General features: G+C 68.0%; 14 protein-coding genes. All 14 read left to right on the top strand.

Translation table 11 applies throughout. The annotated features are described in order from the left end of the window. Positions 1-179 precede the first annotated feature (179 nt). The 14 genes from PSEMAI1_RS0101235 (at position 180) to PSEMAI1_RS0101300 (ending at position 14,337) form a co-directional block, all read left to right on the top strand. Positions 180-1,700: a sensor domain-containing diguanylate cyclase gene (locus tag PSEMAI1_RS0101235; RefSeq protein WP_232219813.1), complete on the top strand. Its 1,521-nt coding sequence runs from the start codon at positions 180-182 to the stop codon at positions 1,698-1,700. A 107-nt stretch (positions 1,701-1,807) separates the two neighbouring features. After that, positions 1,808-1,987 carry a DUF3460 family protein gene (locus tag PSEMAI1_RS0101240; protein ID WP_024301119.1) on the top strand — a complete coding sequence of 60 codons (180 nt, stop codon included), beginning with the start codon at positions 1,808-1,810 and terminating at the stop codon, positions 1,985-1,987. Between the two features lie 67 nt (positions 1,988-2,054). Further along, complete coding sequence (locus PSEMAI1_RS0101245; protein ID WP_024301120.1) at positions 2,055-2,720, top strand: class I SAM-dependent methyltransferase; 666 nt, start codon at positions 2,055-2,057, stop codon at positions 2,718-2,720. An 81-nt stretch (positions 2,721-2,801) separates the two neighbouring features. Beyond that, a complete protein-coding gene (locus tag PSEMAI1_RS0101250) occupies positions 2,802-3,248 on the top strand; it encodes a biopolymer transporter ExbD (protein WP_232219814.1) in 447 nt (148 codons plus the stop codon). Continuing rightward, positions 3,245-4,123, top strand: coding sequence for a cell envelope integrity protein TolA (locus PSEMAI1_RS0101255; RefSeq protein ID WP_024301122.1), 879 nt, complete (start codon positions 3,245-3,247; stop codon positions 4,121-4,123). Before PSEMAI1_RS0101250 ends, PSEMAI1_RS0101255 begins: the two co-directional genes overlap by 4 nt. Positions 4,124-4,151: 28 nt before the next feature. Continuing rightward, complete coding sequence (tolB, locus tag PSEMAI1_RS0101260) at positions 4,152-5,438, top strand: Tol-Pal system beta propeller repeat protein TolB (protein WP_024301123.1); 1,287 nt, start codon at positions 4,152-4,154, stop codon at positions 5,436-5,438. Positions 5,439-5,570: 132 nt separating this feature from the next. Then, complete coding sequence (pal, locus tag PSEMAI1_RS0101265) at positions 5,571-6,110, top strand: peptidoglycan-associated lipoprotein Pal (RefSeq protein ID WP_024301124.1); 540 nt, start codon at positions 5,571-5,573, stop codon at positions 6,108-6,110. 69 nt (positions 6,111-6,179) lie between these two features. Next, on the top strand, positions 6,180-6,956 hold the full coding sequence (ybgF, locus tag PSEMAI1_RS0101270) for a tol-pal system protein YbgF (protein ID WP_024301125.1): 777 nt from the start codon (positions 6,180-6,182) through the stop codon (positions 6,954-6,956). Between the two features lie 396 nt (positions 6,957-7,352). Continuing rightward, positions 7,353-7,841 (top strand): 5-(carboxyamino)imidazole ribonucleotide mutase, encoded by a 489-nt coding sequence (gene purE / locus PSEMAI1_RS0101275; protein WP_024301126.1) that lies wholly within the window; start codon positions 7,353-7,355, stop codon positions 7,839-7,841. Further along, positions 7,841-8,971 (top strand): 5-(carboxyamino)imidazole ribonucleotide synthase, encoded by a 1,131-nt coding sequence (locus PSEMAI1_RS0101280; RefSeq protein ID WP_029770433.1) that lies wholly within the window; start codon positions 7,841-7,843, stop codon positions 8,969-8,971. The genes purE and PSEMAI1_RS0101280 overlap by 1 nt, the downstream gene beginning before the upstream one ends. A 55-nt stretch (positions 8,972-9,026) precedes the next feature. Next, complete coding sequence (locus PSEMAI1_RS0101285) at positions 9,027-9,905, top strand: phosphoribosylaminoimidazolesuccinocarboxamide synthase (RefSeq protein WP_029770434.1); 879 nt, start codon at positions 9,027-9,029, stop codon at positions 9,903-9,905. Between the two features lie 239 nt (positions 9,906-10,144). Continuing rightward, a complete protein-coding gene (locus PSEMAI1_RS0101290) occupies positions 10,145-10,726 on the top strand; it encodes a GNAT family N-acetyltransferase (protein ID WP_024301129.1) in 582 nt (193 codons plus the stop codon). A gap of 38 nt (positions 10,727-10,764) precedes the next feature. Then, complete coding sequence (locus PSEMAI1_RS0101295; protein ID WP_024301130.1) at positions 10,765-11,694, top strand: alpha/beta hydrolase; 930 nt, start codon at positions 10,765-10,767, stop codon at positions 11,692-11,694. Between the two features lie 144 nt (positions 11,695-11,838). Continuing rightward, entirely contained in the window at positions 11,839-14,337 is a 2,499-nt protein-coding gene (locus tag PSEMAI1_RS0101300; protein ID WP_232219815.1) for a PAS domain-containing protein, read from the top strand. The last annotated feature ends 150 nt before the right edge of the window (positions 14,338-14,487 follow it).

Below are 14,487 nucleotides of genomic sequence, written 5' to 3' on the forward strand. Positions count from 1 at the left end.
TTGTGCGTCCGGAGCCGTGACGGCGACGGGGGAGTCCGGTAGCATGGGTGCGCTCGCGGGACGGCCTGCGGCATGCTGAACAGGGCTTCCCACGGGGGAGCCCTATGGTTTTTTGTCGTTCCGTCTCCCCACGGTTTTCCCTGAATCTGGCCCGTTCTCTTGTTGGCAACGCGATGAAGATGAAATGGTTGTACCCGGCGGCCTGGCTGCTCTGGTTGGTGCTGTGTGCGCTGATCGGGGTCGCGTTTGCCAGCCGCGCCGTTCATCAGGCAGAAGGCGAGCTCGAGCGCCTCGCCGGCCGGCTGGCCGACGAGATTTCGCAGCGGCTGAACGTCAACGAGGCGCAGCTCGACAGCTACGCCGGCTTCTCCACCTTCGGCCTGCATCAGGGCACGCTGACCGAGCACGGCCTGCTGCTGCGCAAGTTCAAGCGCTATCCCGCCATCGTGCTGGGGCTGCGGGTGCGGCACGTCACGGCGGCCGAGCGGGGCGCGTTCGAGCACGAGCTGGCGGCCAAGACCGGCCGTCCCGTCATCATCCATGGCTACGATCCGGCGCGGCAGCCGCCGCGCTATCCGCTGGCCGAGGGCAGCGATCATTATCCGGTGGTGTCGATGGTGACGGCCGGCGAATTGCCGCCGTTGTTTTCCCCGGCGCTGGGGATGGACCTCGCCCGCATCGATTTTCTGTACGACGCCTTGCGCCAGTCGCTGCAGCGCGAACTGCCGGCCTTGTCGCGGCCGTTCGCGCTGGCCGACGGGCGTCTGGGCTACCTGATGATCCGTCCTGCCGACGAGGTCGTATTGCAGCCGGTGCCGACGCTGCAGGCCAACCACCAGTTCGTGGCGCTGGTGCTCAGCACCGAGTCTTTGCTGCCGTCCGCGCTGGAGCTGCCCACCGGCCTGCGCGTGCAGCTGTGGCACCAGCGTTACCGCCAGCAGGATCCGCAGGGCCGCTTCCTCGATGCCGGCAGCGAGGTGCGCAGCCCGCTCGAGACGCTGCTGTTTCCGCGCCTGGAGCTGACCCGCAGCAGCGGCGGCTCGACCCCCAGCCTGATGCTGAAAGCCAGCTGGCAGCTGGGCTGGGCGCAGATCAGCCTGTTCGAGTGGCTGGTGATGGCGCTCTTGGCGCTGGTGCTGCTGGCGGTGTTGCTGTCCTGCGTCAATGCCCTGTTGCGCCGCTATGTCGATCAGGTGGCGCGCGAACAGGAGCTGTTCTACCTGGGCAACCACGACGCGTTGACCGGGCTGGCCAACCGCAACCTGTTCGAAGACCGCCTGCAGCACGCCATCAGCCGGGTGCGGCGCAACGGCAAGCGGCTGGCGTTGCTGTTCCTCGACATGGACCGCTTCAAGCCGGTGAACGACACCTACGGCCACGCCGCCGGCGACCGCGTGCTGCAGCTGATCGCGGCCCGGCTCAACGTGGTGTTGCGCAGCGAGGACACCGTGGCCCGGCTGGGCGGGGACGAGTTCGTGGTGCTGATCGAGGATGTCGAGTCCGAGCTGGACGTCGAGAGCGTGCGCGAGCGGCTGCAGCTCGCGCTGCAGGAGCCGTACGAGATCGACGACGGCACGGTGTCGCTGGGGGTCAGCATCGGCACCGCCTTTTATCCGGACGACGGTGTGTTGATCGAGGATCTGCTCGGCACCGCCGACCGTACCATGTACCACGCCAAGCAGAAGGCGGCGGTGGGCTGACGGTCGGCATGGTTGAACCGGAGGTGATGGCGCCGATGTGATCGGCACTTATCCACAGGGCGGATTTTACAGTACAATGCCGGCCAACGTTCCCGAGGAAAGCCCGCATGTACCAGTCCGAATTCACCGATTTCATGACCGAATTTCTCGACAAGAACCCGCAAGTGGACAGCGAGCGCCGTGAGCTGCGCCTGACCTGGTGGGACCGCAAGGTCGATCTCGACGACCAGCGCCGCTGGAAAGAGGCGCGCGTGCCGCAGAAGCCCTACGTCTACCAGCCGGAGTAAGCCCGCTCCGTTTGCCCCCACACGCCCGTGACCGCGGGCGTTTTGTCGTTTTAAAGCCTCGCCATTCATGACCAGCCGCACCGTACCGCTCGATACTCCCCTGCACGACTACCTGATGGACATCGGCGTCACTGAACACCCGGTGATGGCCGAGCTGCGCGCCTTCACCGCCGGCCACCGCCTGGCCAAGATGCAGATCGCCCCGGAGCAGGGCCAGTTCATGGCCTGGCTCGCGCAGCTGATCGGCGCGCGCCGCTACCTGGAGATCGGCGTGTTCACCGGTTACAGCGCGCTGGCGGTGGCGCTGGCGTTGCCGGAGGACGGCGAGGTGGTGGCCTGCGACGTCAGCGAGACCTTCACCGCCATCGCCCGTGAGTACTGGCGGAAGGCCGGCGTCGATCAGCGCATCCGGCTGGTGCTGCAGCCGGCGCTGGCGACCTTGGAAGCGCTGCTGGCCGAAGGCCGCGCCGGCAGCTTCGACCTGGTCTTCATCGACGCCGACAAGCCGTCCTACCCGGACTACTTCGAGGCCTGCCTGAAGCTGGTGCGGCCGGGCGGCGTGATCGCCATCGACAACATCTTCCTCAGCGGCCGCGTGGTGGCGCCGCGCCCGGACGATCCGCCCGGCGTGCACATCATGCACGCCTTCAACGCCGGCCTGAAGCACGATCCGCGCATCCGGCTCACGGTGCTGCCGGTGGGCGACGGGCTGACGCTGGCCACCCGTCTGTGAGAGGCCGGCACGAAAGGGCCGAACTTCGGCCAACGTTGCCGGTCTTTTAAAGTTCAACTGTCATCGAACCCCCGGATCGGGATGCTATCATTCTGGTCCGACGCCGTTACCCGCTACGCTGCCATGCTCAACCGCCGCCCCCGCCGCCAGATGAACCAGATGAACGTCGTGCCCTATATCGACGTGATGCTGGTGTTGCTGGTGATTTTCATGGTCACCACGCCGCTGTTCACCCCCGGCGTGATCGACGTGCCGAGTGTATCGCGCGCCGCCGCGCTGGATGTCCAGCCGCTGGAGGTGATCGTCGAGGCCGGCAACGCCATCCAGCTCAAGGCCGACGGCAAGGAAACCCGGCTGGGCAGCAAGGAAGAGCTGGTCAAGCACCTGCGTGCGCTGAACGCCACCGAGCGCCCGGTGGCCATCTCGGCCGACCAGAACCTCAAGTATTCCGAGGTGGTGGCGATCGCCGACGATTTGCACAAAGCCGGCATCAAGCGCGTGGCACTGACGGTGAAGCAGGGCAAATGATCGCCGTGGCCGACAACCGCAACTCGCCGTGGCCCATCGTCCTGTCGCTGCTGCTGCACGCCACGGTGGTGCTGCTCTTGGTGCTGGGCGGGCTCAGTTCGAGCGAGAAGCCGCAGGAAACCCCGGTGGCGGTCGAGCTCTGGAGCAGCGCGCCGCCGCCTCCGCCGCAGAGCGTGGTCGTGCCCGTGCCCCAGCCGCAGCCGCCCAAGGTCGTGCCGGCGCCGGTCGAGCCGCCGCGCGCCGAAGTCAACCTCGGCGAGAAGCGCAAGCCGCTGCCGGAGAAGAAGCCGGAACCCAAGCCCGAGCCGAAACCGGAGCCGGAAAAGAAACCCGCCCCGGCGCCCAAGCTGGCCGAGAAGACGCCGCCCAACAAGATCGCCAAGGCGGACGCCGCTCCGGCCGAGAAGCGCACCGCGCAGAAGGCCGCCGAGCTGCCGCCGGCGAAGGGCAGCAAGCCGGCACCGCGCTACAACCCCGACGCCGACGACCTGCTGGCCGACCTCAACAGCAGCAACACGACGAAGAAGGGCAACGCCCGCAGCGACCAGGCCGGCCAGAAGAGCGGCGTGGTGGGTGGTTCGACCAACGGCACCTCGCTGAACCTGGACGGCTACGCCAGCAAGGTGCAGGCCAAGGTAAGACCGCTGGTGCAGATTCCGCCTGAGCTGTCGGGCAACCCGAAGGCCGTGGTGCAGGTGACGCTGCTGCCGTCGCTGGAAGTGCGCGCGGTGCGCCTGTTGGCGTCGAGCGGCAACACGGCCTACGACGAGGCGGTGCAGCGCGCGATCTGGGAGACGAAGACCTTCCCGGCGTTGCCGGCCGGCGCCAGCTTTACCGATTTCCGCCAGCTCAGGCTGGAATTCCGCCCCCATTGAGACAACCATCGCACCACCGAGGAAGCCGATGCCCATCGTCAAAACGCTGATCCGATCAATGCTGCTGCTGTGTCTGGCCGCCGCCGGCGCGGCCCGCGCCGACATGACCATCGAGATCGTCGGCGGCGGCGCCAACCGCCACGCCATCGCCGTGTTGCCGTTCCAGAGCGAAACCACGCAACTGCGCGAGGCGCTGACGCCGGTGATCCGCAATGACCTGTTGCTCACCGGCGCCTTCCGCATGGTCGACCCGGCCGGCGTCGCCAACCCGGCGTTCGAGCCGGCGCAGATCAGCTACCCGGCGTGGCGTGGCGCCGGCGCCCAGTCGCTCGCCATCGGCAAGGTGGAGGCAGCCGGCGGCCAGGTGAAGATCAGCTTCCGGCTGTTCGACGCCGCGCAGCAGAAGCAGCTGACCTCCGGCGAGTTCACCGTGGCGCCGGAGCGCTCGCGCGAGGTGGCGCACACCATCGCCGACATGATCTACGAGGCGATCACCGGGCAGAAGGGCATCTTCAATACCCGCATCAGCTACGTGCTCAGGTCCGGCAGCCAGTACCTGCTGCAGGTGGCCGACATGGACGGGCGCGGCGCGCAGACCATCCTGCGCTCCAGGGAGCCGATCATCTCGCCGGCCTGGAGCCCGGACGGCAGCAAGATTGCCTACGTGTCGTTCGAGGCCAAAAAGCCGGTGGTCTGGGTGCAGGATCTCTCCACCGGCCAGCGCCGCGTCGTCGCCAACTTCAAGGGCAGCAATTCGGCGCCGGCGTGGAGTCCGGACGGCCGCCAGCTGGCCGTGGTGCTGACCACCAGCGGCAACTCGCAGATCTACGTCATCGACGCCAACGGCGGCGGCGCGCGCCGTGTCACCCACAGCAACGCCATCGACACCGAGCCGGCCTGGAGCCCCGACGGCAGCCAGCTCTACTTCGTGTCCGACCGCGCCGGTGGACCGCAGATCTACGTGCAGCCGGTGGCCGGCGGCGCGGCGCGGCGGCTGAGCTGGGACGGCAGCTATAACGTGTCGCCCAAGGTGTCGCCGGACGGCCGCACGCTGAGCTACATCCGCCGCCAGGGCGGCCAGTTCCGCGTGGTGGTGCAGGACCTCGCCAGCGGCGAGAACCGCGTGGTGTCCAGCGGTGCCTACAACGAGCGCCCGAGCTTCGCCCCGAACGGCCGCATGGTGCTGTTCGCCAGCGACGAGGGGGGGCGCAGCGTACTGTACGCCGCCGCCCCGGACGGCAGCAGCAAGGTGCGCCTCGCCGTCATCAACGGCGACGTGCAGGACCCGGCCTGGGGCCCGTTCAACCGACCCTGAGCGGTTTTTTTGTACCGAATCTCGCCATGACGAGGGGAACCCGGAGCGGTTCTCCTTGTCGGCAATTCAGTTAGCGTAGTGCCATTCGCGCAGTCGCTTACCTATTTCGATCGAACCTAAGGAGTCAATAACATGAACCTGAAACAACTGCTGATCGCCAGTGCCGCCGTCGGTCTGCTGGCCGCCTGCTCCAGCACCAAGCCGATGCAGGAAGCCGCGCCGACCGTGAACGGCTCCGGCACCGCCGGCCAGGGCGTTGCCAACCTGCCGGCCGACACCGGCACGGCCGGCCAGGGCGCCGTGGCGGTCGATCCGCTGAAGGACCCGAACAGCCCGCTGGCCAAGCGCAGCGTGTACTTCGACTTCGACTCGTCCGCCGTCAAGCAGAGCGAGCAACAGGTCGTGGCCAACCACGCCGAATACCTGAAGTCCCACGCCAACCGCAAGGTGGTGATCCAGGGCAACACCGACGCGCGCGGCAGCCGCGAGTACAACCTGGGCCTGGGCCAGCGCCGTGCCGAGAGCGTGAAGAACGCCATGCAGGTCATCGGCGTCAAGGAAAGCCAGATGGAAGCGGTGAGCTTCGGCAAGGAAAAACCGAAGGCCACCGGCACCACCGAGGCCGATTACGCCGAGAACCGCCGCGCCGACCTCGCCTACGACGGCGAGTAAGCCGTTTTACCCCGGGCCGTGCCGGATGACGTATCCTGAGCGGCCCGATTGTTTTCAAGGAACACGATCATGAAACGGCTTGCCCTCGGCGCGCTGTTGCTGTCCTTGCTGGCCGGCTGCGCCACCACCACCGAGCTGGAGGAAACCCGCGGCCGGCTGGAAGACACCCGGCGCCAGCTCGACCAGGTCAACCGCCAGGCCAGCAGCCGCCTGTCCGAAGTCGAAACCAAGCTGGCCAACGAGAAGCTGCTGGCGATGATCAGCGAGCTGGAAAGCCTGAAGGCCGAGCAGGCCCGCCTGCGCGGCGAACTGGAAGTGCTCAACTACAACCTGCAGGGCACGCAGAAGCGCCAGAACGACCTGTACGCCGATCTGGACACTCGTCTGGGCAAGCTGGAAAGTGGCGCCTCGGCCCCGTCTGCTCCTCCGGCTGGCGCCGACGGCGGCGCGCCGGCTGCGACCCCGCCGGCAGCGGCCCCGGCCAGCTCCGACTACGACAAGGCCATCGCCCTGCTGCGCAACCGCGATTTCCCGCGCGCGACCGAGGCGCTCAAGCGCTACATCGACCAGAACCCGGGTACGGTGGAGGCCGTCGACGCCATGTACTGGCTGGGCGTGGCGCACGCGGCGCAGCGCCAGTACGACGCCGCGATCGACATCCACCGTCGTTTCGTCGAGCGCAACCCGAACCATCCCAAGGCGCCGGACGCCTTGCGCAACATCGCCAACTGCCAGCGCGATCTGGGCCAGGTCGACGTGGCCAAGGCGACGCTGCGCCGCCTGATCAAGCTCTATCCGAAGAGCGCGGCGGCGGCCAAGGCCAAGGAGCAGTTGGCGCAGATGTGATAGAGCCGCCCACGCTTTTCTGGATGCCTAAGGTCGGGGTTTGTGTCCGCTACGCGGACGATGTTTTAGCCGCGGTGCTGACCGCCGGCAGGCAAGGGGGCTGTGTCGCCAGCCCCCTTGCAACCCCAGGCGACCCCGACGGCCCGTGAATTCCCGCGTGGTCCGGATGGGGCAAGGCGCCGCCGAACTCGTGATTTGCTAACGTCAAATCACTCAAACAAGCGGCGGCTTAAAACCTTGCCCCACCCAGCCCAAGCGGCACGGGCCAACGGGGCGTGGGACGAGTCGTCTCTGTCTTGGCTTCGATTGTTCCGGCCGAAAGCGAGAAAAGGTTCCGGCCCGGCGCGGCATTCGGGTAAAATCCCGTTTTTTCCATACCTTACAGGCTCTTCCGCCATGATCGAAGTCGGTATCGTGATGGGTAGCAACAGCGACTGGGACGTCATGCAGAACGCTGCCCGCGTTCTCAAGGACTTTGGCGTCGCGTTCGAAACCCGCGTCGTCTCCGCCCACCGCACTCCTGACCTGCTGTTCGAATACGCCGCCACCGCCGAAGCGCGCGGGCTCAAGGCGATCATCGCCGGCGCCGGCGGCGCCGCCCACCTGCCGGGCATGCTGGCGGCCAAGACCCACGTCCCGGTGCTGGGTGTGCCGGTGCCGTCCAAGTACCTGCGTGGCGAGGATTCGCTGCTGTCCATCGTGCAGATGCCCAAGGGCATTCCGGTGGCCACCTTCGCCATCGGCGAGGCCGGTGCCGCCAACGCCGCGCTGTTCGCCGTGGCGATGCTGGCCAACAATTCGCCGGAACTGGCCGCCAAGCTCAAGGCCTTCCGCCAGAAGCAGCAGGACACCGTGCTGGCGATGACGCTGCCGGAGGTCGAATAATGGCGGCGATTCTCCCCCCGGCGATGCTGGGCATCCTCGGCGGCGGCCAGCTGGGCAGCATGTTCACCGTGGCGGCCAAGACCATGGGCTACCGCGTCACCGTGCTCGATCCGGACGCCAACGCCCCAGCGGCGCGCTTCGCCGACGTGCACCTGTGCGCGCCGTACAACGACCCGGACGCGCTGAAGACCTTGGGCGAAACCTGTTCCGCGGTCACCACCGAGTTCGAGAACGTCAACGCCGAGGCGATGCGCGCGCTGGCCGAGCGCACCCGCGTGTCGCCGTCCGGCGACTGCGTGGCGATTGCGCAGGACCGCATCGTCGAGAAGGGCTGGATCAACAAGGCCGGCCTGCCGACCGCGCCGTACCTCGCGATCGAGTCGGTCGAGGACATCCAGGTCGACCTGACCCCGTATCTGCCGGGCATTCTCAAGACCGCGCGCCTGGGCTACGACGGCAAGGGCCAGGTGCGGGTGAAGACCGCCGACGAGGCGCGCGCCGCCTACGCCGACTTGGGCGGCCAGGCCTGCGTGCTGGAAAAGATGCTCGACCTCAAGCTCGAGGTCTCGGCCATCGTCACCCGCACCTCGCCGGCGCAGGTGGCGGTGTTCCCGGTGGCGGAGAACCGTCACGCCGGCGGCATCCTCGACGTCTCCATCGTGCCGGCACGCATCGCTCCGGCATTGGCGGCGCGCGCGCAGGAGATGGCCAAACAACTGGCCGAAGCGCTCGACTACGTCGGCGTGCTGGCGGTGGAGTTCTTCGTGCTCGCCGACGACACGCTGGTGGTCAACGAGATCGCCCCGCGTCCGCACAACTCCGGCCACTACACGCTGGACGCCTGTCTCACCGACCAGTTCCAGCAGCAGGTGCGTGCCATGTGCGATCTGCTGCCGGGGCGCACCGACCTGCTGAGCCCGGCGGTGATGGTCAACTTGCTGGGCGACAGCTGGCGCGAGGACGGCGGCGAGCCCAACTGGGCGGTGCTGGCCGAGGCCCCCAACGTCCACCTGCACCTGTACGGCAAGCAGCAGGCGCGTGCCGGCCGCAAGATGGGCCACTACACCGTGCTGTCGACCGATGCCGACGCCGCGCTGGAGCAGGCCGAGGCGCTCAAGGACACGCTGTAATCATCGGATATCGGACGCGCCCCGGGCGCGTCCGGCTTGTTTTCAAGGAAGCAACATGACCGGCATTACCACCACCAACCTGACCAGCCTGAAGAAGATCTACTCGGGCAAGGTGCGCGACCTGTACCAGATCGACGACAAGCGTATGCTGATGATCGCCACCGATCGCCTGTCGGCGTTCGACGTGATCCTCGACGACCCGATTCCGGGCAAGGGCCAGATCCTCACCGCCATCTCCAACTTCTGGTTCGAGCGGCTGAAGGACCTGGTACCCAACCACCTGACCGGCGACAAGCCGGAGGACGTGGTGAGCGCGGCAGACCTGCCGCAGGTGGAAGGCCGCGCGGTGGTGGCCAAGCGCCTGAAGGCGGTGCCGATCGAGGCGGTGGTGCGCGGCTACCTGGCCGGTTCCGGCTGGAAGGAATACCAGCAGTCCGGCACCGTGTGCGGCATCAAGCTGCCGGAAGGCCTGCAGGAAGCGAGCCAGCTGCCGGAGCCGATCTTCACCCCGTCGACCAAGGCCGCCGTCGGCGACCACGACGAGAACATCAGCTACGAGCGCTGCGTCGAGATCATCGGCGCCGAGCTGGCCGAGAAGGTGCGCGACACCGCCATCACGCTGTACAAGGCCGCCGCGTTCTACGCCGCCACCCGCGGTATCATCATCTGCGACACCAAGTTCGAGTTCGGCCTGGATGAGGACGGCACGCTGACCCTGATGGACGAGGCGCTGACGCCCGATTCCAGCCGCTTCTGGCCGGCTGACAGCTACGTTGCCGGCAGCAACCCGCCGTCGTTCGACAAGCAGTTCGTGCGCGATTGGCTGGAAGCCTCCGGCTGGAACAAGCAGGCCCCGGCTCCGGCGGTGCCGCTGGACGTGCGCGAGAAGACCGCGGACAAGTACCGTGAGGCGCTGGAGCGGCTGACGCGCTGACCTGCTGCGAGGCGGCTGTGCCTGCGGCGGCCGGTGTTCATCGCTCGATGGGTTTCGCTTTGCTCCACCCATCCTACACTTTTGGCAGCACCCAACCTGCTTTGGCGCGCCGACCTACTGCCGCAGGTCTCCCTCTCGCTGCCAAATACCCCATGACCACCAACCCGCCTTCCGGCGGGTTTTTTCATGGCTGGGAGACTCTGTCATACTGGTATGTCCCGCTTTCCGACGGAACCCCGATGACCGTGTTGCAGCCCACCCTCTCCACCGCGCGCCTGCTGCTGATCCCGCCCGATCCCTCGTGGGCGCTGGCGCTGCTCGACTACCGGCGGCGCAACCGCGAGCATCTGGCGCGCTGGGAGCCGCAGGCCGGGGACATGTTCTACACCGAGCTGTACTGGAGCATGCGCCTGCGCCAGCGCAGCCGCGAGTGGCAGGACGGCCGCGGCGCGGCCTTTCTGCTGGTGCGCGACGGCAAGCCGGGGCGGGTGGCCGGCACCGTCTCGCTAAGCAACATCGTGCGCGGCTGTTTCCAGTCCTGCTACCTCGGCTACAACCTCGATCACACCGATGAGGGGCGCGGCCTGATGCACGAGGCGCTGGAGGCCGTCATCGCCTTCGCCTTCGACCCCTTGGCTTTGCACCGCCTCCAGGCCAACTACCAGCCGGACAACGTGCGTAGCGCCGCGCTGCTGCGGCGCCTCGGCTTCGTCGTCGAAGGCGAGGCGAAGGATTATCTCTACCTCAATGGCGCCTGGCGCGATCACGTGCTGACGGCGCTGACCAATCCCCATTTCGATCCGGCGCGGATGCTGGCCTGAACCGCCCCGCGCCTTCACCGTGTTCTGGAGTCCGGACGATGGAACCCTTTACCCTCGACGCCGCCGACGGCGAAACGATCCGCGGCTTGTGCTGGCAGCCTGAGACGGCCCCGCGTGCGGTGGTGCTGATCGTGCACGGCATGGGCGAATACGCCGCGCGCTACCGGCGCTTTGCCGAAAGCCTGGCTGCCGCTGGCTACGCGGTGTACGCGCACGATCAGCGCGGCCACGGCGAGTGGCCGCAGCGGCGCGGCTGGTTCGCCGCCGAACAGGGCTGGAACAAGGTGGTCGACGACGTCGACGCGGTGCGCCGGCATGCCGCGGCCCGGCATGAAGGCCTGCCGCTGCTGCTGTTCGGCCACAGCATGGGCAGCTTCGTGGCGCGCGCCTACCTGCTGCACCACGGCCGGGGTCTGGCCGGGCTGGTGCTGTCCGCCACCGGCTACCGCCAGGCGTGGCTCGCGCGCCTGATGCGCCGCGTCGCCGGCCTGGCCGGCCGGCTGGGCGGAGCGGCCAATCCCAGCCGCGGCATGAGCCGGCTGGTGTTCGGCAGTTTCAACCTGTCCTTCGTGCCGGCGCGCACCACGGTGGACTGGCTCAGCCGCGACCGGGCCGAGGTGGACCGCTATCTGGCCGACCCGTTGTGCGGCTTCGACTTCACCCCGGCGCTGTGGCAGGACCTGTTCGGCGGCATCATCGCGCTCGAGGCGGGCGAGAAGCGGGGCCGCGATCTGCCGCCTTGCCCGGTGCTGCTGCTGACCGGCAGCCGCGATCCGGTCAGCCTGGGGCGTTACGCCCTGCGGCAACTGGAGCGGCGTTACCGCCGTGCCGGGCTCGATGACATCACGCTGAAGGTGTACCGCGGCGGGCGCCACGAAATGCTCAACGAGACCAACCGCGAGGTGGTGACCGCCGACATCCTGGCCTGGCTGGAGCGCGTCAGTGCGGCCGCCCGGCCGTCGGCGTAGCGCATCAGTCATTATGGTTGGTGTTTCTGATCGCCTCATCTATTCTTCATAAGACCTGCCGGGAATAACCAACGGCTTTTTCCGCCCGCCTGCCGGTGCCTTGTGCCGAGGCGCCGGAGCCAGTGCGTCTGTGTCGGGAGAACCGTGTTGTCACTGTCGCCGTATCTGTCCGCCGCACCCATTCCGTCCGTCGTCCCGGCGCCGCGCTGGCCGCTGGGCTGGCGCGCGCTGGCGATGGGGCTCGTCAGCCTGGGCCTGGCCTGGTTCGGCATCTGGCTGCTGCGCGGGCCGGGCGGCATCGCCGCGATCTGGCTGGTCAACGGTTTCGCCCTGGCGGTGCTGGCGCGAGTCGCCGCGGCAGAACGCCGGCCGTTGGCGCTGGCCTTTCTCGCCGGGGTGACGCTGGCCAATCTGCTGGCCGGCCACGCGTTGCCGGTGAGCCTCGGTCTGGGCCTTGCCAACCTGGCCGAGGTGGCCGCCGGCACCGGCTTGCTGCTGCTCATCCATCGTGGCGGGCCCTTCCTGTCCTCGCTGCGCCAGACCCTGCTCAGCCTGCTGGCGGTCGGGCCGCTGGTCGCGCTGGTCGGCGCCAGTGCCGGCGCGCTGGTGGTGACGCTGGACCAGGGCGTCCCGTTCGGCCGGATCTGGCTCGGCTGGTGGATCTCCGACGGCATGGGGGCGCTGGTGCTGGTGCCCCTGCTGCTGCTGGTCGACGGCGCGCGCTGCCGCCAGTTGCTGGCCCCCGCGATGCTGCTCCGCTTCCTGCTTCTGACGGCCTTGGTGGCGCTGACCTGCTACGGCGGCATGCGCTACCTGCCGCACCCGTTCATCTTCGTCGAGCTGCCGCTGATCGCCGGCGCCATGCTGCTCGGCCTGTTTCCGGTGACCCTGCTGACGCTGCTGGCGGCGGCGCTGACCGTCGCCGCCGTCTTGGCCAGCCCGGAAACGGTGATGGCCGGCGCGCAGGGCTGGGGCACGGCCGGCATCAGCCTGCCGCTGGCTGTGGCGGTGTCGTTTCCGGTGGTGGTGGGGGCGCTGAGGGACGCACTGGAGCGTCAGCAGACGGCGCTGGAGATCAGCCGCAAGCAGCTGAGCGACACCATGCAGGCGGCGGCCATCGGCATGGCGCTGGTGTCGCCCGCCGGGCGCTGGCTCGAGGTCAACCCGGCGCTGTGCCAGCTCTTGGGCTACAGCGAGGAGGAACTGCTGCCTCTGGCGTTTCAGGACGTCACCCATCCGGACGATCTGGAACTGGACCTGGCCAACGTCCGGGAATTGCTGGATGGCCGTGCCGACACCTACCACATGGAGAAGCGCTACCTGCGTAAGGACGGGCGGGAAATGTGGGCGCTGTTGGCGGTATCGATCGTGCGCGACCAGCACGGCCAGCCGCTCTACTTCGTGGCGCAGATCGAGGATATCGACCAGCTGAAACGGGCCGAGGAGGCATTGCGCGAGAGCGAGGAGCGCTGGAATTTCGCCCTGTCCGGCAGCGGGCAGGGGGTGTGGGACTGGGACCGGGCGCACGGCACGGCGTTCTTTTCCGATACCTGGAAGACGATGCTGGGCTTCTCCCCGGAGGAGATCGGCAACGGCATCGACGAGTGGTGGTCGCGCATCCACCCGCAGGATGCGGAGTGGGTGCGGGTGGTGCTGGAGCGCATCATCGAGGGCCGCGACTCGCGCTACGCCATCGAATACCGGCTGCTCGACAAGCGGCACAGCGCCGTGTGGATCCACGACCGCGGCGTGGTGATCGAGCGCGATGCCGACGGCCGGCCGCGGCGGCTGATCGGCACCCACACCGACATCAGCGCCAGGAAGCGCGACGAGGTCGAACGCCGGCGCCAGAGCGAGCGCATGGCGCTGGCGGTGGCGGCGGCGCGGGTCGGCATCTGGGAGTGGCACATCGGAAGCAATATGCTGATCTGGGATGAGCGCATGTACGAGCTGTATGGGCGCCAGCCAGGAGACGAGCCACCGCGGCTGGAGTACTGGTACAACAGCGTGCATCCGGACGACAGCGAGCGGGCGCTGCAGGAGATGGTGCTGGCGCAGCAGGGCAAGAAGCCGCTCGATACCGAGTTCCGCGTGCTGTGGCCCGACGGCGAGGTGCGCCACATCCGCGCGCTGGCGACGGTACGCTGCGACGAGTACGGCGTGCCGGTGGCGATGACCGGCACCAACTGGGACATCACCGAGCGGCACCGCTTGGAGGAGGCGCTGGCCGAGGAAAAGGAGCTGTGGCGCGTCACGCTGCACTCGATCGGCGACGCCGTGATCGCCACCGACACCGAGCTCGCCATCCGCTACATGAATCCGGTGGCGGAGGAACTGACCGGCTGGTCGCAGAGCGAGGCGCTGGGCTGGTCGCTGGCGTCGGTGCTGGTGCTGCGGGACCAAGCCAGCGGCGAGCCGCTGGCCGACCCGGTGGCCGCCTGCCTGAGCCAGGGGCAGCCGGTGTTCCTTAAGTCGGGGGCCGTGCTGGTCGGGCGTGACGGGCGATCGGTGCCGGTGCTCGATTCGGCCGCGCCGGTGCGTGCCGCCGGCGGCAAGATCATCGGCGCCGTGCTGGTGTTGCAGGACCTGAGCCAGCCGGACAGCCAACAGGCCGAGAGCGCCTCACCGCAGGCGACGTGCTGAGCGGCACCTCGGCGTCCGTTTTTTCCTTCTATCTCATTCCGCCATAGCCCCGCACCATGGAGCGATTTGACAACTTACTTACTAGTAAGTATTGTCGATTCGTCCGCGGATTCCGTTCCCGGTTCCGACGCCGTCACGACGATGCGCGCC

The organism is Pseudogulbenkiania sp. MAI-1, assembly GCF_000527175.1.
Taxonomy (GTDB): domain Bacteria; phylum Pseudomonadota; class Gammaproteobacteria; order Burkholderiales; family Chromobacteriaceae; genus Pseudogulbenkiania.

What these genes read in the sequence shown, in the direction of transcription:
- PSEMAI1_RS0101290 (WP_024301129.1), top strand. Translation starts at nt 10,145, where the DNA reads ATGACCGTGTTGCAGCCCACCCTCTCCACCGCGCGCCTGCTGCTGATC.
- PSEMAI1_RS0101285 (WP_029770434.1), top strand. Translation starts at nt 9,027, where the DNA reads ATGACCGGCATTACCACCACCAACCTGACCAGCCTGAAGAAGATCTAC.
- PSEMAI1_RS0101245 (WP_024301120.1), top strand. Translation starts at nt 2,055, where the DNA reads ATGACCAGCCGCACCGTACCGCTCGATACTCCCCTGCACGACTACCTG.
- PSEMAI1_RS0101240 (WP_024301119.1), top strand. Translation starts at nt 1,808, where the DNA reads ATGTACCAGTCCGAATTCACCGATTTCATGACCGAATTTCTCGACAAG.
- purE (WP_024301126.1), top strand. Translation starts at nt 7,353, where the DNA reads ATGATCGAAGTCGGTATCGTGATGGGTAGCAACAGCGACTGGGACGTC.
- pal (WP_024301124.1), top strand. Translation starts at nt 5,571, where the DNA reads ATGAACCTGAAACAACTGCTGATCGCCAGTGCCGCCGTCGGTCTGCTG.
- PSEMAI1_RS0101255 (WP_024301122.1), top strand. Translation starts at nt 3,245, where the DNA reads ATGATCGCCGTGGCCGACAACCGCAACTCGCCGTGGCCCATCGTCCTG.
- tolB (WP_024301123.1), top strand. Translation starts at nt 4,152, where the DNA reads ATGCCCATCGTCAAAACGCTGATCCGATCAATGCTGCTGCTGTGTCTG.
- PSEMAI1_RS0101295 (WP_024301130.1), top strand. Translation starts at nt 10,765, where the DNA reads ATGGAACCCTTTACCCTCGACGCCGCCGACGGCGAAACGATCCGCGGC.
- ybgF (WP_024301125.1), top strand. Translation starts at nt 6,180, where the DNA reads ATGAAACGGCTTGCCCTCGGCGCGCTGTTGCTGTCCTTGCTGGCCGGC.
- PSEMAI1_RS0101250 (WP_232219814.1), top strand. Translation starts at nt 2,802, where the DNA reads ATGCTATCATTCTGGTCCGACGCCGTTACCCGCTACGCTGCCATGCTC.
- PSEMAI1_RS0101280 (WP_029770433.1), top strand. Translation starts at nt 7,841, where the DNA reads ATGGCGGCGATTCTCCCCCCGGCGATGCTGGGCATCCTCGGCGGCGGC.
- PSEMAI1_RS0101235 (WP_232219813.1), top strand. Translation starts at nt 180, where the DNA reads ATGAAATGGTTGTACCCGGCGGCCTGGCTGCTCTGGTTGGTGCTGTGT.